At 59.0% G+C, this 17,364-nt stretch carries 10 protein-coding genes; 3 read left to right on the forward strand and 7 right to left on the reverse strand.

Going from position 1 to position 17,364, the window contains the following annotated elements; all coding sequences use genetic code 11:
* Window positions 1-232 precede the first annotated feature (232 nt).
* The 7 genes from trhP to D5067_RS08160 form a co-directional block, all read right to left on the reverse strand.
* The gene (gene trhP / locus D5067_RS08130) at window positions 233-1,594 is read right to left on the reverse strand and encodes a prephenate-dependent tRNA uridine(34) hydroxylase TrhP (protein WP_119938281.1); all 1,362 of its coding nucleotides are present in this window, start codon (window positions 1,592-1,594) and stop codon (window positions 233-235) included.
* Window positions 1,595-1,805: 211 nt separating this feature from the next.
* A complete protein-coding gene (gene baeR, locus D5067_RS08135; protein WP_119938280.1) occupies window positions 1,806-2,528 on the reverse strand; it encodes an envelope stress response regulator BaeR in 723 nt (240 codons plus the stop codon).
* The gene (baeS, locus tag D5067_RS08140; protein ID WP_119938279.1) at window positions 2,525-3,928 is read right to left on the reverse strand and encodes an envelope stress sensor histidine kinase BaeS; all 1,404 of its coding nucleotides are present in this window, start codon (window positions 3,926-3,928) and stop codon (window positions 2,525-2,527) included. Before baeS ends, baeR begins: the two co-directional genes overlap by 4 nt.
* Window positions 3,925-5,340: an MFS transporter gene (locus tag D5067_RS08145; protein ID WP_119938278.1), complete on the reverse strand. Its 1,416-nt coding sequence runs from the start codon at window positions 5,338-5,340 to the stop codon at window positions 3,925-3,927. The genes baeS and D5067_RS08145 overlap by 4 nt, the downstream gene beginning before the upstream one ends.
* Entirely contained in the window at window positions 5,341-8,418 is a 3,078-nt protein-coding gene (gene mdtC / locus D5067_RS08150) for a multidrug efflux RND transporter permease subunit MdtC (protein ID WP_119938277.1), read from the reverse strand. It lies immediately after the preceding gene.
* On the reverse strand, window positions 8,419-11,541 hold the full coding sequence (locus D5067_RS08155) for an MdtB/MuxB family multidrug efflux RND transporter permease subunit (protein WP_119938276.1): 3,123 nt from the start codon (window positions 11,539-11,541) through the stop codon (window positions 8,419-8,421).
* Window positions 11,541-12,788 (reverse strand): MdtA/MuxA family multidrug efflux RND transporter periplasmic adaptor subunit, encoded by a 1,248-nt coding sequence (locus D5067_RS08160; RefSeq protein ID WP_119938275.1) that lies wholly within the window; start codon window positions 12,786-12,788, stop codon window positions 11,541-11,543. The genes D5067_RS08155 and D5067_RS08160 overlap by 1 nt, the downstream gene beginning before the upstream one ends.
* 712 nt (window positions 12,789-13,500) lie before the next feature.
* Between D5067_RS08160 and ecpA the strand changes: the two genes are divergently transcribed.
* Genes ecpA through D5067_RS08175 form a run of 3 tightly spaced genes read left to right on the forward strand, consistent with a single transcriptional unit; the run spans window position 13,501 to window position 17,360 of the window.
* Window positions 13,501-14,085, forward strand: a complete 585-nt coding sequence (gene ecpA, locus D5067_RS08165) for a common pilus major fimbrillin subunit EcpA (protein ID WP_119938274.1) — start codon at window positions 13,501-13,503, stop codon at window positions 14,083-14,085.
* Between the two features lie 51 nt (window positions 14,086-14,136).
* Complete coding sequence (locus tag D5067_RS08170) at window positions 14,137-14,811, forward strand: EcpB family pilus assembly chaperone (RefSeq protein ID WP_119938273.1); 675 nt, start codon at window positions 14,137-14,139, stop codon at window positions 14,809-14,811.
* Window positions 14,812-14,867: 56 nt separating this feature from the next.
* On the forward strand, window positions 14,868-17,360 hold the full coding sequence (locus D5067_RS08175) for a TcfC E-set like domain-containing protein (protein WP_119938272.1): 2,493 nt from the start codon (window positions 14,868-14,870) through the stop codon (window positions 17,358-17,360).
* Window positions 17,361-17,364: the final 4 nt, after the last annotated feature.

Below are 17,364 nucleotides of genomic sequence, written 5' to 3' on the forward strand. Positions count from 1 at the left end.
ACGATGTGGTCACTATGTGGACGTAGTTTGAAATAAATCCTTTTATTTCATTGTGTTAAATGAAAAAAATAAGCCCGCGTAAGGGAGATTACGCAGGCTAAGGAGGTGGTTCCTGGTACAGCTAGCATTTATGGGTTATGTTTTTCAGCGTGGGATAATACCCATATTGAACGAAGCGGTATGTGATCCGATTCTAAGAATTATCCCGCCACGAAAAAATACCCGTGATTAACTACTTTGCGTGCGGATTACGGGTGTTTTCGCCTTCAAAATTGCGCATCAGCAGCGCAAACTCCAGCTCGACTTCTTCCGGAACCGGCAGCCAGACCACGTGGCCGTCGCCCGGCGCGACGTCAATCGCCTCACCCTTTTTGTTTTCCAGGTGCTCCAGACGGAAGTTCATGTTGCCCTGCGGGGTCATCAGCTCCAGGCTGTCACCTTTGGTGAACTTGTTTTTTACCGCCACGGCGGCCAGCGGGCCTTTGCGCTCGCCGGTGAAATCGCCGACAAACTGCTGGCGTTCAGAAATCGAGTAGCCGTGCTCGTAGTTCTGGTAGTCGTCATGCGTGTGGCGGCGCAGGAAGCCTTCGGTATAGCCGCGATGCGCCAGGCCTTCGAGGGTTTCCAGCAGGGTGGTATCGAACGGTTTACCGGCGGCGGCATCGTCGATGGCCTTGCGGTACACCTGCGCGGTACGGGCGCAGTAGTAGTAAGACTTGGTGCGGCCTTCGATTTTCAGGGAGTGCACGCCCATTTGCGTCAGACGCTCGACGTGCGCGATGGCGCGCAGGTCTTTCGAGTTCATGATGTAGGTGCCGTGCTCGTCTTCAAAGGCGGTCATGTACTCGCCCGGACGTTTGGCTTCTTCAATCATAAACACGCTGTCGGTTGGCGCGCCCACGCCCAGCGTAGGCTCGACGTTGGTGACCGGGATCGGCTCGTGCTTGTGCACGATGTTGCCAATGTCGTCCTCTTTGCCTTCCTGGACGTTATATTCCCAGCGGCAGGCGTTGGTGCAGGTGCCCTGGTTCGGGTCGCGTTTGTTGATGTAGCCGGAGAGCAGGCAGCGGCCGGAGTAGGCCATGCACAGCGCGCCGTGAACGAAGATCTCGATTTCCATCTCCGGCACCTGGGTGCGGATCTCTTCGATCTCTTCCAGAGACAGTTCGCGAGAGAGAATCACGCGGGTCAGCCCCATCTGCTTCCAGAACTTCACCGTTGCCCAGTTGACGGCGTTGGCCTGCACGGAGAGGTGAATGTCCATCTCCGGGAAGTTCTCCCGAACCAGCATGATTAAACCCGGGTCCGACATGATCAGCGCGTCCGGCCCCATATCCACGACGGGCTTCAGGTCACGGATGAACGTTTTCAGCTTGGCGTTGTGCGGCGCGATGTTCACCACCACGTAGAATTTTTTGCCCAGGGCATGCGCTTCGTTGATGCCGAGCTGCAGGTTCTCGTGATTGAATTCGTTGTTGCGCACGCGCAGCGAGTAGCGCGGCTGGCCCGCGTACACCGCATCGGCACCATAGGCGAAAGCGTAACGCATATTTTGCAGCGTTCCCGCCGGGGAAAGGAGTTCCGGTTTAAACATGATTGTTCTCGTTCTGATGACAGGTCAGATCCGCGTGCACCTGGTGCAGCGGTAAGGGGAGATCCCCCACTTTAAGGGCGGGCATTGTAGCGCTGCGGGGCGGGGAGGTAAAGCGTCCTTACCCCTCACCCTGCCCTCTCCCCAAAGGGGAGAGGGTGTTTTAGTCCCCTCACCCCTTTGGGGAGAGGGTTAGGGTGAGGGGAGAATTTTGTCAGGCAATCCTGCACGCATCCGCTTCCCAGCGATACCCCACGCCGTACACCGCGCGAATAAACGACTGGTCGGTGTCGAGCGCCTCCAGCTTGCGGCGCAGGTTTTTGATATGGCTGTCGATGGTGCGGTCGGTCACCACGCGGTAATCGTCGTACAGGTGGTTCAGCAGCTGTTCGCGGGAGAACACTTTTCCCGGCTCGTGGGAGAGCGTTTTAAGCAGGCGGAACTCGGCGGGAGTGAGGTCCAGAAGCTTGCTGCGCCAGCTCGCCTGGAAGCGGCTTTCGTCGACAATCAGCGGGCTTTCCGCGTCCAGCACCTGCAGTTCGCGCTGCGGCCTGCAGCGGCGCAGAATGGTCTTCACGCGCGCAACCACTTCGCGCGGGCTGTACGGCTTGCAGATGTAGTCGTCTGCGCCAATTTCGAGGCCCAGCAGGCGGTCGATCTCTTCGATTTTGGCGGTCACCATCACGATGGGGACGTCCGAGAAGCGTCGGATCTCGCGGCACAGGGTCAGGCCGTCGGTGCCCGGCAGCATCAAATCCAGCAGGATCAGATCCGGCGGCGTCTGGCGCACGTACGCTAATACCTGATCGCCATGGCTGATAAGCGACGGGGCATAGCTGGCCGCGCGTAAATAGTCGATCAGCAGCTGCCCAAGCTTAGGCTCGTCTTCCACAATCAAAATGCGCGGTGTGTTTTCGTCAATCGGTAACTCGGTCATACTTCTCTCGATAAATCCCGTTCCAGAGGTAACTCTACTGTAATGCTAACCCCGCCAAAAGGCGAATGGGCGGCGCGAAGGGTGCCGTTGTGGGCTTCGACGATGTTAAAGCAGATCGCCAGCCCAAGCCCGGAGCCGCCGCTGGCGCGATTGCGTGACCCTTCGGTGCGGTAGAAACGCTCAAACAGTCTCTCCAGCTGCGCGTCCTGCACGCCGGGGGCGGAGTCCGCAAAGGTGAGGGCGAAGCGCCCGTTTTCCTGCCTGCCCGAAATATGCAGCCCGCCGCCGCTGTCGGTGTAGCGCAGGCTGTTCTCCAGCAGGTTGTTGAACAGCTGCATCAGCCTGTCTTTATCGCCAAACACCACGGCGCTGTCCGGCAGGGAGAGCTCAATTTTCAGGTTGCGGCTGGCGAAGCGCTCGCGGAAGGCGCCGCTGATCACTTCCAGAATGTTGATGACGTCTACCGGCGCTTTCTGGTAGGCGAGCGCCCCTTCGTCGGACATGGAGAGCTGATGCAGGTCGTCCACCAGCTTGGTGAGCGTGCCCACTTCAGCCTGCAGCGAGGCCACGGACTCGGGGGTGAACTGGCGCACGCCGTCCTGGATGGCTTCCAGCTCGCCGCGAAGCACCGCCAGCGGGGTACGCAGCTCGTGGGAAATATCGGCCATAAAGTCGCGGCGCATCTGCTGGTTTTTCTCCAGCGTGCTGGCGAGCTGGTTGAAGTCCTGCGCCAGCTTGCCCAGCTCGTCCTGGCTGCGGGTGTCGACGCGGGTGGTGAAGTCCCCGGCGGCCAGCCTGTGCGTGCCTTCCACTAAGCGCTTAACCGGTGCCAGCAGGCCGCGCGCCAGCGGGAAGGTGGCGAGCGCGGCGAGCAGGGTGGAGAGGGCGACAATCAGCCAGCTGGTCTGGCGCTGCTGGCGGTCAAAGTTGATATCGGTGTTGCGCGTCAGCCGCTCGACCGGCGAGGCGATCACCCAGCCCACCGTCGCGCCGTTGGAGGTGATGGCGCGCTTCGTGCCGTCCGGCGGCACCGGCGCGCGTGGGCCAACCAGTACGCGCATATCCTGATCGATCACCCAGAACTGGGTGCGCCAGCCGTGCGGTGGCATACCCGGGCCCGGACGATCGTCGTCGTTGTCGTGCTCCAGCGAGCGCAGAATTTGAAAGACGAAGCGATCGTTATTGCGCAAAAACCGCCAGTTGCCGTGCAGCCCGTACTGTTCGCCAAGCGCATCGCTCAGGCCCTGCAGCCGCTGCTCGTTGCCGTGCTTGATGTAGTCAATAAACCCGCGCTCAAAGCTGACCCGCACCGCCCAGTGCATGGTGATCAGCAGGACGATACAGGTGGCAAAAATCGCCACGAAGAGTTTTCCGGTGATGCCCGGACGCCAGAATTTCATGGTGCACTCCTTTTGCCGCGCCGGATGACGACGTTCTTACTGGTATCATCCGGCACTCTGGCGAAGATGAAAGCGGGCAGGGCGATAATCACCGCCATGCTGAGATAGGTATATAAAAAGACCTGGTGCGCAACGGGCGTGTCCACGCTGAGGTGATGCTGGCCGTACATGCCGAGCAGCAGGCCGGCGACCGTGACGCCGACGCTCATGGAGAGCTGCATGATCATCGACAGCAGGCTGTTGCCGCTGCTCGCGAGCTCGTCCGGGAGGTCTTTCAGCGTCAGGGTGTTCATCGACGAGAAGCGCATGGAGTTGATGATGCCCTGGCAGAACAGCACCAGCGGCAGGACGTAGTACCAGCCCATCAGCGCCACGGCCATAAACAGCAGGCTTATTACCGCGAGACCCAGCGTGGCGGCGACCAGCACGTGACGGTAGCCAAAGCGGTTCACCACCTGCACCACAATGCGCTTCATTCCCATGCTGCCGAGGACCATCGGGATCATCATCAACCCCGCGTGGAACGGCGAGAAGCCCATGCCGATCTGTAAAAATACGGGGGTCATAAAGGGCAGCATGCCGCTGCCGATGCGCCCGGCAAAGCTGCCGAACAGGCCAAGGCGATAGGTGGAATTTTTAAACAGATTCAGGCTAAACAGCGCTTTCTCATTTCCTCTCGCATGCCACAGGTACCAGAGAAGCGCAGTAACACCGAGGGCAACCAGAATGCCCAGCGTCAGAGGGGAAATCCCCAGCCCCTTTTGCCCGTCTAGCGCCAGCGTAAGCGTCGCCATACCGGCCGCCAGCAGGATAAAACCGAAGAAATCAAAGCGCCGCGTCTGCATTTTGTAGTTCGGCATTAGCGTCAGGGTGGCGATGGCGCCGATGATGCCGACGGGCAGGTTGATGAGGAAAATCCAGTGCCAGGAGGCGTACTCCACCAGAACCCCGCCCAGCGCGGGGCCGAGCAGCGGGCCAACCTGCCCGGGCAGCGTCACGAAGGTCATCGCCGCCATATACTGCTCGCGCGGCACAATCTTCATCACCGTTAGCCGCCCGACGGGCACCATCATCGCGCCGCCGATGCCCTGCAGCACCCGCGCCATCACCAGCTGGTCGAGCGTGTTGGCCTGGGCGCAGAACAGCGACCCCGTGGTAAACAGCACGATGGCGGTGAAGAAGATATTCCGCACGCCCACTTTGTCCGCCAGCCAGCCGCTGGCGGGCAGCATCACCGCCACCGTCAGCACGTAGGAGACGATTACCATATGCATGTGCAGCGGGCTTTCCCCCAGGCTTTTCGCCATGGAGGGGAGGGCGGTGTTGACGATAGTCGTATCCAGCGACTGCATAAAGAAGCCGAAGGCGACTATCCACAGCTGCCAGCGAACGTTAGCGGGTAGGTCGGTCATTTACTCGGTCACCGTGGTTCTGTTTTTACGGGAAAAACGCAGCCTCAGGCGGTCAAAGAACAGATAGACCACCGGCGTGGTGTACAGCGTCAGCAGCTGGCTCATTACCAGCCCGCCGACGATGGTGATCCCCAGCGGCTGGCGCAGCTCAGAGCCGTCTCCACCCGAGATCACCAGCGGCAGCGCGCCAAACAGCGCCGCCAGCGTGGTCATCATAATCGGGCGGAAGCGCAGCAGGCAGGCCTGAAATATCGCCTCTTCCGGCGTCAGGCTGCCGTTGCGCTGGGCGTCCAGGGCGAAGTCCACCATCATGATCGCGTTTTTCTTCACAATACCTATCAACAGCATGATCCCGATGAGCGCGATGAGGCTGAACGGGGCGCCGAACAGCTCCAGCGCCAGCAGCGCGCCTACGCCCGCCGACGGCAGGGTAGAGAGGATCGTCAGCGGGTGAACGTAGCTTTCATACAGCACGCCGAGCACGATGTAGACCGTCGCGATCGCCGCCAGAATCAAAATGATCTGCGAGTTCATCGTGTCCTGGAAGACCTGCGCCGTGCCGGCAAAGCTGCCGCGCACGGTGGACGGCACGCCCAGCTGGGTCATGGCGCGGTTGATCGCATCGCTGGCTTCAGAAAGGGACGAGCCGGTCGGCAGGTTAAAGGAGACGGTGGAGGCCGCGGAAAGCCCCTGATGGTTCACCGACAGCGGCGCGTTCGACGGCTGCCAGCTGGCGAAGTACGACAGCGGGATTGCCTTGCCGTCGCTGTTAATCACAAACATCTTGTCCAGCGCGCTGATGTCCTGGGTGTAGCGCGGGTCGACCTCCATCACCACCTTGTACTGGTTCATCGGCTGGTAGATGGTGGAAATTTCGCGCTGGCCGAAGGCGTTGTTTAGCAGGCTGTTGGCCGCTGCTACGTCAATGCCCAGCCGCGACATGGTTTCACGATCGTAGGTCAACGCCATCTCCGCGCCGTTGTCCTGCTGATCGGAGTTGACGTCCGCCAGCTCTGGCAGGGCCGCCAGCGCTTTGCGGATCTTCGGCTCCCACTCGCGCAGGGCGGCCAGGTCGTCAGAGAGCAGGGTGTACTGGTAGCTGGCGTTGGACTGGCGTCCGCCGACGCGGATATCCTGAACGGCCATCAGGAACAGGTTTGCCCCCGGCTCTTTTGCGAGCTTCACGCGCAGGCGATCGATCACCTGCTGCGCGGTTTCTTCACGCTCGCCGCGCGATTTGAGGGTGATAAACATCATCCCGCTGTTAACGCGCGAGCCGCCGGTAAAGCCGGTCACGTTATCCACCGCAGGGTCTTCACGAATGATCTTCATAAAGTCCTGCAGCTTGCCGCGCATCGCCTGGAACGAAATGCTCTGATCCGCCTGAATGCCGCCCATCAGCACGCCAGTGTCCTGCTCCGGGAAGAAGGTTTTCGGGATGGTGATGTACATCCAGACGTTGAGCACGATGGTGCCAATCAGCACCAGACCAACGATACGCGTGTGGTTCAGCACCCACTTCAGCGATTTGCCGTAGCCTTCCTGCATCGCCATCAGGAAGCGACCGAAGCCTTTACGCCGCGGCTGCGAATGGGGCTTGCTGCGCTTGAGCATCCAGCCGCACATCATCGGCGTGAGCGTGAGCGAGATAACCAGCGAGATGCCTATCGCCACGGAGAGCGTGACGGCAAACTCGCGCAGCAATCTGCCCGGCAGCCCGCCCATCAGCAGCAGCGGCAGGAACACTGCCACCAGCGACAGGCTCATGGAGAGCACGGTAAAACCGACCTCGCGCGTCCCCTGCAGCGCCGCCTGCAGCGGCTTCATGCCCGCTTCCAGGTGGCGGGAGATGTTCTCCAGCACCACGATGGCATCGTCCACCACAAAGCCGGTGGCGATGGTTAACGCCATCAGCGACAGGTTGTTCAGGCTAAAGCCGCACAGGTACATGGCGGCAAAGGTGCCGATCAGCGACACCGGCACGGCAACGGCAGGGATCAGCGTCGCGCGGCCGGAGCGCAGGAACAGGAACACCACCAGGATCACCAGCGCCACGGAGATAATCAGCGTTTGCTCGACCTCCTCAAGCGAGGCGCGAATGGTCGGGGAGCGGTCCTGCGCAATTTGCAGGTCTATTGCCGCGGGAATAGTCTCCTGCAGCTCCGGCAAACGCTCGCGGATGCTGTTTACCGTCTGAATGATGTTGGCTTCCGGCAGCTTGCGGATCATCAGCAGGATGGCCGGCTTAGCGTTGGTCATCCCGGCGTTACGCACGTCCTGCACCGAGTCGGTGACGCTGGCCACGTCGCTCAGGCGCACCGCCGCGCCGTTATTGTAGTGAATAATCAGCGGCTGGTATTCGGCGGCGGTTTTGAGCTCGTCGTTGGCCTGGATCTGCCAGCGATGGCTGCCGTCCTCAATGGCCCCCTGCGGCCTGCGCACGTTGGCGTTACTGATGGCGGTGCGCACGTCGTCCAGCGACACGCCCTGGTTAAAGAGCGCCTGCGGGTTCAGGCCCACGCGCACGGCGGGCAGGGAGCTGCCGCCAACGCTCACGTCGCCCACGCCGTCGATCTGGGCTATGGTCTGCGCCAGCTGCGTGGAGGCGAAGTCGTACAGTTGACCCTGCGAGTAGGTGTCCGAGGTGAGCGTCAGGATCATGACGGGCGCATCGGACGGGTTGGCCTTGCGGTAGGTTGGACGGCTCGGCATTCCGCTCGGCAGCAGGCTTTGCGCGGCGTTGATCGCCGCCTGAACGTCACGCGCCGCGCCGTTGATGTCCCGGTCGAAGTTGAATTCCAGAATGATGCGCGTGCTGCCCAGCGAGCTGCTGGAGGTCATTTCGTTGACGCCAGCAATCCGCCCGAGCGAGCGCTCCAGCGGGGTAGCAACCGACGAGGCCATGGTTTCCGGCGACGCGCCCGGGAGCGAGGCGCTGATCATGATCACCGGGAAATCCACCTGCGGCAGCGGCGCCACCGGCAGCAGCCGGAAGCCCAGCACGCCGCACAGGGTGATGGCGACGGAGAGGAGGATCGTCGCCACCGGGCGATAAATGAAGAGGGCGAAAAACTTCACTTACGCCTCCTCTTCACGTTTCGGGAAGCGGCTTTTCGTCCACAGGGCCAGACGGTCAAACAGCAGGTAGATAACCGGCGTGGTAAAGAGCGTCAGCACCTGGCTGACCAGCAGGCCGCCGACCATGCCAATCCCCAGCGGGCGGCGCAGCTCCGCGCCGACGCCGGTGCTCAGCATCAGCGGCAGCGCGCCCAACAGCGCCGCCAGCGTGGTCATCAGGATCGGACGAAAACGCAGCAGGCAGGCCTGGAAGATGGCATCGCGCGGCGACATGCCCTGCTCGCGCTCGGCGGCAAGGGCGAAGTCGATCATCATGATGGCGTTTTTCTTCACGATGCCGATAAGCAGGATGATGCCGATGATCGCGATGACGTCCAGCTCGCTGCCTGCCAGCATCAGCGCCAGCAGCGCTCCCACACCCGCCGTTGGCAGGGTAGAAAGGATGGTGATCGGGTGGATAAAGCTTTCATACAGCACGCCGAGCACGATATACATCGCCACCACCGCGGCCACAATCAGCCAGACGGTGTTGCCCAGCGCGGCCTGGAACGCCAGCGTGCTCCCCTGGAACTGGGTCTGAATATCGGACGGGAAGCTCAGCTCTTTTTCCGCTGTCAGAATGGCCTCAACCGCTTCGCCCAGCGAATAGCCGTCCGGCACGTTGAACGAAATCGTGGTGGACGGGAACTGATCCAGATGGTTGATGGAGAGCGGGGTATAGCGCTCTTCCACGTTGGCGATGGCGCTTAACGGCACAATTCCGCCGTCCTTGCTGGTCAGGCGCACCGAATCCAGCGCGGCAAGCCCCGGGGTGTTTTCAGTATCGTGCTCCAGCACCACGCGATACTGGTTCGCCTGGGTGTAAATGGTGGAGATCAGGCGCTGACCAAAGGCGTTGTACAGCGCGTTGTCCACGTCGGACATGGTAATGCCCAGGCGGCTGGCGGTGTCGCGGTTGACGTTCACGTAGGCCGCCAGCCCCTTGTCCTGCCAGTCGCTGCTGACGTCGGAAAGCTGCGGCAGGGCTTTCAGCTTATCCACCAGCTGCGGTACCCAGGTGCTCAGCGCTTCAAGCGTGGTGGCCTGAAGCGTGAACTGATACTGCGTGCGGCTCACCTGGGTATCAATGGTCAAATCCTGTATCGGCTGCAGGTACAGCTCAATGCCCGGCACGCGCGCGACGGCGCTCTGCAGACGCTCGATGACGGTGTTAACGCGGTCGTCGCGGTCATCCAGCGGCTTGAGGTTGATCTGCAGGCGCGCGCTGTTTAGCGACGGGTTGGTGCCGTCCACGCCGACGTAGGAGGTCAGGCTCTCCACCGCCGGGTCTTTCATAATAATTTCAGAGACCTGCTGCTGGCGCTGCGCCATGTTCGCGAAGGAAACCGACTGCGGCGCCTGAAGCGTGCCCTGAATAATGCCGTTGTCCTGGATCGGGAAGAAGCCTTTCGGAATGAAAATCCACAGCATCACGCTCAGGGCCAGCGTCCCCAGCGCCACGCCGAGGGTGGCCCACGGATGGTTCAGCACTTTCGCCAGCAGGTGGCCATACCCGGCGATGATGCGTTCGAACATCCGCTCTGAGGCGCGGGAGAAGCGGTTTTGCTTGCGCAGGGACTCAACGCTCAGCATGCGGGCGCACATCATCGGCGTCAGCGTCAGCGAGACCACGGCGGAGATTAAAATAGCGACTGCCAGCGTGACGGCGAACTCGCGGAACAGCCGCCCGACGATATCGCCCATAAACAACAGCGGGATCAGTACCGCAATCAGCGAGAAGGTCAGGGAGATGATGGTAAAGCCGATCTCGCCCGCACCCTTGAGCGCGGCGGCTAAGGGTTTTTCACCTTTCTCGATATAGCGCGAGATGTTCTCGATAACGACGATGGCGTCATCCACCACGAAACCGGTGGCGATGGTCAGCGCCATCAGCGTGAGGTTATTGATCGAGAAATCGAGGAACACCATTACCGCAAAGGTGCCGACCAGCGAGAGCGGCACGGCGACGGCGGGGATAATGGTCGCCGGAACGTTGCGCAGGAACAGGTAGATGATCATCACCACCAGCGCAATCGCCAGCATCAGCTCGAACTGGGTGTCGGTCACCGAGGCGCGGATGTTGGTGGTGCGGTCAGAAAGCACTTTGACGTTCACCGACTTCGGCAGGCTCTCAATCAGCTGCGGCAGCATGGAGCGGATGCTGTCGGCGGTGTCGATGATGTTTGCGCCCGGCTGGCGCTGAACGTTCATCACGATCGCCTGCTGCCTGTTGGCCCAGGCGCCCAGCCAGCTGTTTTCAGCCCCCTGTTCGACGGTTGCCACGTCGCCGAGTCGTATTGGCGCACCGTTCTGGTAGGCCACAATCAGCTGGCGGTATTCGTCGGCAGACTGCATCTGATCGTTCGCGGAGAGCGTGACCGCGCGGGTGGGGCCGTCCAGAGAGCCTTTCGCCGAGTTGACGTTAGCGCTGCTGATGGCGGTGCGGATGGTTTCGCTGGTCAGGCCCAGTGCGGCAATCGCCTGCGCGTTCAGCTTCACGCGCACGGCCGGGCGCTGGCCGCCTGCCAGGGTAACGAGGCCCACGCCGGAGACCTGTGAAATTTTCTGCGCCACGCGGGTTTCGACCATATCCTCAACCTGCGTCATCGGCAGGGCGGAGGAGGTGACGGCGAGGGTCATGATCGGCGGATCCGCCGGGTTCACCTTGCTGTAAACCGGCGGGTTAGGCAGGTCGGACGGCAGCAGGTTGGTGGCGGCGTTAATCGCGGCCTGCACCTCCTGCTCGGCGACGTCCAGCGACAGCGTGAGCTGGAACTGCAGCGTGACCACCGATGCCCCGCCGGAACTCTGGGAGGACATCTGTTTTAGTCCCGACATCTGGCCAAACTGGCGCTCCAGCGGCGCGGTGATGGCGGACGTCACCACGTCCGGGCTGGCGCCGGGATAGAGGGTGACAACCTGAATGGTTGGGTAGTCCACTTCCGGCAGCGCCGAGACGGGCAGGAAGCGGTAGCCGATGATCCCGGCCAGCAGGATCGCCACCATCAACAGCGTGGTGGCAACGGGGCGCAGGATAAACAGGCGTGACGGCCCCCCCGTGGAGCCCGGCGGCATGACCTGCATCAGGCTTTCGCTCCCTGTTTCGCATGCTCACGTTTTGCGGGGGCTTCATTGCTCGCCGTGCCGTCGTGGGCTTCAACCACTTCGACCTTCGCGCCTTCGGTCAGGCGATCGATGCCGTCCGTGACCACGCGGTCGCCCGCGGAAAGCCCTGCGCTGATGGCTACCGTCTGGCTGTCCTGAATGCCGGTTTTCACCAGATGCTTGCTGACTTTATTGTCGCTGTTCAGCACCCAGACGAAATTACCTTCGTTACCCATCTGCAGCGCGGCCGTTGGGATCACCACCGCGTTCTCTTCGGTAGAAACTAACATTCGCGCATTCACAAACTGGTTCGGGAACAGGGCGTCGTCCTGGTTGTTAAAGCGCGCCTTCAGCTTGATGGTGCCGGTGGTGGTGTCAATCTGGTTATCCAGGCTCAGCAGCGAGCCCTGGCTGAGCTTTTGTTTGTTGGTCCTGTCCCAGGCTTCAACTACCAGCCCGTTTCCGGCTTTCTGCGCCTGCACGACGGTCGCGATATCGCTCTCCGGCAGGGTAAAGACTAAGTCGATAGGGTGAGTCTGGGTGATGACCACAATGCCCGTGGTATCGCCGCTTGAGATCTGGTTGCCAATATCCACCTGCTTCAGCCCGACTCGCCCGTCAATCGGTGCCGTAATGCGGCTCCAGTCCAACTGCAGCTGCGCGCTGGCGACGGCGGCTTCGTCGGCTTTAATTGTGCCCAGTGATTCGCTGACCAGCGACTGCTGGGTATCCAGCTCCTGGCGCGAAACGAGGTTAGTTTTCACCAGCTGCTGATAGCGGGCTAAATCGCGCTGGGCGTTGGCGAGCGTGGCTTTATCTTTGGCAAGCTGACCCTGCGCCTGCGCAAGTGCCACTTTAAACTGGCTTGGGTCAATTTCTGCCAGTAAATCCCCGGCCTTGACCTGCTGGCCTTCCTGGAAGTGAATGGCCAGTAATTGGCCGTCCACGCGGCTGCGTACCGTCGCAGTGTTGGCGGCGGTAATGGTCCCGAGGCCGGTCAGATAGCGAGGAACGGCCTTGTTCACCGCCGTTGCCGCCTGAACCGGTGCCAGCGCACCGCCGCGCATACCGCGACGGCCTCCGGCGGCCTGGCCCTGCGACGCGCTCCTGGCACCGTCGGGTGCCGGGGCGTTAGCGGATTGGCTGTGCCAGTACCACGCGGCGGCAAGGGCCACCACAATGATGCCAGCGGCGATGGCCCAGCGGGATTTGTTACTGCCTTTCATCGTTATACGTTCTCATCCTGAAATTCTTCGGGGAATGATACTAGTTTAGTCAGGCAACGCGGCAGAAAAATGGAGGAAATATGGAAGACTGTCAGGAATGGTCCGAATGGTGCCGGCGCGGCTTCGTTGCGTGGCGCTTCGCGGATTCTGTTTAATCCAGGAATATTTCTTTAATCGTGGAATATTCCGAAGTCACTCCGCTTCGATAAATCATATAACCCGCTGCTCGGTGTTTATTATTAATTAACAGTTTAAGAATATTCCTGTCATTATTAATATTGTCTAGGATTTTTCCACTTCTTACTAAATTGATGCATATTTTTAGCAAAAATTTAACAAACATTTTTATTTTACATCGAGTTCAATAGTTAATTGATTCATAATGTTTTTTAGCTTTTTCGCATTCTTTTTCTATTTTGATTTGTATCAAAAATTCACAATAGATTTAAAATCCTTAATTTGCGTTTAACGTGGCATTAAAAGCTATTAATTAATTGTTTGTCAGAGTTTAATGTTGCCGTTGGGTGTTGATAACCTATTATTGATAAGAAAATTCTTATAAATGTTAAGTTTTTTCTTATTTTATGCTGTTGTGAGGAAGGTTATTTCGAATAATAATTTTTTGGCGCGGCAAATCTCGCTCGCAATTAAATGGAGCATCCTGGTTCTTATAAAGAGTGCCTGGTTGCGCGTTTGTTCTCAGGAGAAAAAAATGAAAAAATTATTACTGGTGGCCTCTCTGGTTTCTGTGTTCGCAGCAGCAAATGCAATGGCTGATGTAACTGCATCTGCTACAGCGTCATGGGATGCAACGGCTACAAAAGATACAACCAGCATGCTGGTTGTTACTCCGCTGAACTCTCTGACTTTCCAGTATGCGGAAGGCCTGAAAGGGTTTAACACTCAGGACGGCGCTTTTGACGTAACCATTCAGGGACAAGAAAGTGCGACAGATTTCGAGCTGACTGCCCAGGTCATCAGCAATACTCTGACCAACGCAAGCGGCGATGCGTCTACGCTGGACGTGGGTGTGGCATGGAACGGCAACGCGCTTTCCAGCGCGTCTGAAACCGTACTGGTTAACGCCTCTTCAACCTCTGGCCTCGAGAGCCTGATGGCGGATGGTGCTTATAACGGTGCTGAGCGCGTAAGCGATCAGTCCAGCTTCAAGTTCTCCATTTCCTCTGCTACCTCTGACGGTACGACTCCGGTAACAGATTACTCAGCGCTGCCTGACGGCTACTGGACTGGCGATGTGAAAGTACAGTTCAACGCGACCTGGACCACGCCAGCGTAATGAATAAAATTCGGGAGAGTCACTCTCCCGAATTTTCTCAGGAAATAAGTAATGACGAAATATGTGCCAATAGCCATGTTGGTAGGGATTGCTACATCCTTTTCCAGCTGGGCAATTAATGTGGGTGATATTACATCGATAATGACGTCCGAAGAGAGTTCATTATCGAAAGAAATAATCAACACGACGGATTCTGCGCGCTACGTGAGTGTGACGGTAAAACAACTCTCCTCTCCGCTGCCCGGCGGCGTCGAGCTGAACGTTAATCCCGGTGAATTATTATCGACACCCGCCAGTCTTATTCTTCCTGGCGAAGCGAAAGATGTGTTCCGTTTTTTCTATAAAGGTCCGCAGGATGACAAAGAGCGCTATTACCGCCTGCAGTGGATAGACGAGCCTGTCAGTGAAAGCGCAACAACCAAAGCCGGTAAGGCCGCGACGGCCACGGCCTCGGCGGAGATTGGCACCATTCTGGTGGTTGCCCCGCGCAGGGAGCGCTTCGACTACAGCCGTCAGGGCGACCTGATTACCAATACCGGCAACGTCTCATTTCGCGTGATCGCCTACGGCGCCTGCAAGGACAAGGCGCAGGATCAGGGCAGGGGCTGCCGCGAGCGTTACTACGTCATGCCGGGCACAAAAATAAGGCTGCAAAAAAGCGATGTGTCGAATAGCCGTACGCGTATTGGCATCTGGCACGGCAAGCAATTTATTACAGTGAAGTAAAAGCATAACGCCATTACCGGTATCAAAAATTAAAATGCCGATGTGTAAGGATGCGTATGTCATTTAAATATCTCGTTGGGGGAAGTGTATTTCTTTCGCTAGCGTTAACACCGGGCTTTGCCCATTCTGCGCCCGTGAAAATCGGGAAATACGTAATTCCTGGCGCGTTTGCCCGTTCGCTGGAGCAGGGAATGACGGTTCCGGTATTTATCCGCTATCAGGAAACGGACGAAAAGAGTCAGCAGAAAATTGCGGATGCGGTGATCTCTCTGGTCGACGGAAATATTACCGTGAAGTCGATTAGGGTTTCCGACCTGCCAAATAACGCCGTGCTGTCGGATAAAACCCGCGCCATGGTAGAAAAAATCGCTGACGCTAAGTTTGTCGATAACACCGCGATTGCCCTGTCGCCGGAAGCCCGCCTGCAGCTGAACGTTTCGTCGTTTCACCTGGAGATGATCGTCAGCCGGGACGCGCTAACCGAGGCGGTCGTGGCGCGCAGCACCCTATTAGGCCCGTCCAGCGTGGACAGGCTCTCTAACGTGCTTAATTACAATTTCGGCACCTATTACAACGACTATCAGAATGGCAGCAGCTCGCGCAGCTATTTAACGCTGGATAACACCCTGTCGCTTCGGGAGCATCACTTCAATATTAACGGTTCGGTATACGGTATTGGCGAGAGCAACGGTTCGAGCAAGGTGTATCGGGCGATGTACGAGCGCGACTACGAGGGCTATCGCCTGGCGCTGGGGATGCTGGATACGTGGAACGTGCAGTCCATTGCTAGCCTGAACGCGCTGAACGGCGGAAAAATCTACGGCGCCAGCTACGGCAATAAAGGCAGCACAGTGGTGGAAAATACCGCGCTGTCGCTGACCCCCATTACGGTCTTTCTTCCTGCCGCCGGGGAAGTCCACGTCTTCCGCGACGGGCGCTTGCTGAGCGTGCAGAACTTCAGCATGGGCAGCTACGAGATAGACACCAGCCGTTTTCCCTACGGGGTTTACGACGTGACGGTGGATATCGTGGTGAATGGTCGCACGGTGAACACCCGCGTCAGCCGCGTGAATAAAATCTTCGCGCGCCAGCAGGCCGCCGGGCTGGACCAGCTCTCATGGCAGGTGTTCGGGGGATCGCTGGATTACGATCGCGTAAGCTACAAGCGCAATCACTACCACAATGCCGGCAGCGAGCAGACCTGGATTGCCGGCGGTGCGGCCTCTCTGACGCTGGCGATCCTCTCCGGCCTGAACGTGAAGTCTACGCTGTACGGCTTTGATTCCAACGCCGTGAACGAAACCGACCTGACCTTAAACGTCAATGAATACGTGAGTGTGGCCACCCAAACGCTGGTGGCAAACGACGGCACCTGGCGCAACGTCAGCAGCGTGAGCCTCAACGCTTCCGGCGGGTTTGGCTCGGTGTGGGCGTCACGCGAGGACAGCAAAATTGGCGACCGTTTGCCGGTGCAGGAGCGCGATAACTACTCCATTGGCGGCACGATTAACCTCGGACGCTTTATTCCGCACGGGGGATCGCTGACGGTGAGCCAGACGGAAAACCGCTACTCGGGCAACAAATATCGCAACCTGGATTACAGCACCACGCTGTACGCCGGGCGTTACGCCACCGTCGGCCTGCGCGCCGGGGTGCAGCGCTATTACTACAACAACCGGAATGACGACGGTCGTCAGGAGCGTTACGTCAGCCTCGACTTCTCGCTGCCGCTGGCCTCCTGGCTGAGCGTCGGGGCATCGCGGGATCGTTACGGTGCAACGCAGGGCAACATCAGCGCCCGCAAGCAGTTTGAAGACGGGCCAATTACCTCGGCGGGGATCGCGGCCTCCACCCGCCTGAGCGGCGAGCAGAACTACGGCAACGATTATTCCGTGAACGGCAACATGAGTTACGCCACCAAATACAACGCCGGGACGGTCTCCGTTACCCGATCGGCGGATAACGCCACCAACCTGAACTTCTCATCCCAGGGGTCGGTTGCCTGGGCGGGGGGCGATTTCGGCCTCAGTAAAGAGCGCCAGCGTTCCGGCATCATCGTGAAAACCGGGCTGGCAGGTGACGGCAAGCTGGCGGCAAAAATCAATAACCGCCACTACGTCCTGAGCGGCAAATCGAGCTTTATCGCGCTGCCGCCGTATGCCCAGTACAAGCTGGAGATCATGAACGACCGCAACTCCGAGGACAGCTTCGATATCGTCTCCGGGCGTAAGCAGTCGCTGAACCTCTACCCGGGCAACGTTGGTGTGGTGGCGCCGGAAGTGAAAAGCATGGTGACCGTCTTCGGGCGCGTGCGCTATCCGAACGGACAGCTCGCGGCCAATACCGATATTCATAACCACATCGGTAAAACGCGCACCGATGCGAAAGGTGAGTTCGCTATTGATATCGATAAGACATTCCCCGTCATTACCCTTGTTTCGGCGAATGGCAACATCTGCGAAGCCGATTTAGATCTGGAAAAAGCCCGCGGCGCAGCGTGGGTCGGGGACGTGCAATGCGCACTGCAATCGACTATGGCGCAGAGATAATGCT

It is taken from the genome of Enterobacter huaxiensis (assembly GCF_003594935.2).
In the GTDB taxonomy this organism is placed as follows: Bacteria; Pseudomonadota; Gammaproteobacteria; order Enterobacterales; family Enterobacteriaceae; genus Enterobacter; species Enterobacter huaxiensis.

Excerpts from the sequence above, each read along its gene's own strand:
- ecpA (WP_119938274.1), top strand. The coding sequence starts at position 13,501 with ATGAAAAAATTATTACTGGTGGCCTCTCTGGTTTCTGTGTTCGCAGCA.
- D5067_RS08160 (WP_119938275.1), bottom strand. The coding sequence starts at position 12,788 with ATGAAAGGCAGTAACAAATCCCGCTGGGCCATCGCCGCTGGCATCATT.
- baeR (WP_119938280.1), bottom strand. The coding sequence starts at position 2,528 with ATGACCGAGTTACCGATTGACGAAAACACACCGCGCATTTTGATTGTG.
- D5067_RS08155 (WP_119938276.1), bottom strand. The coding sequence starts at position 11,541 with ATGCAGGTCATGCCGCCGGGCTCCACGGGGGGGCCGTCACGCCTGTTT.
- baeS (WP_119938279.1), bottom strand. The coding sequence starts at position 3,928 with ATGAAATTCTGGCGTCCGGGCATCACCGGAAAACTCTTCGTGGCGATT.
- D5067_RS08175 (WP_119938272.1), top strand. The coding sequence starts at position 14,868 with ATGTCATTTAAATATCTCGTTGGGGGAAGTGTATTTCTTTCGCTAGCG.
- trhP (WP_119938281.1), bottom strand. The coding sequence starts at position 1,594 with ATGTTTAAACCGGAACTCCTTTCCCCGGCGGGAACGCTGCAAAATATG.
- D5067_RS08145 (WP_119938278.1), bottom strand. The coding sequence starts at position 5,340 with ATGACCGACCTACCCGCTAACGTTCGCTGGCAGCTGTGGATAGTCGCC.
- D5067_RS08170 (WP_119938273.1), top strand. The coding sequence starts at position 14,137 with ATGACGAAATATGTGCCAATAGCCATGTTGGTAGGGATTGCTACATCC.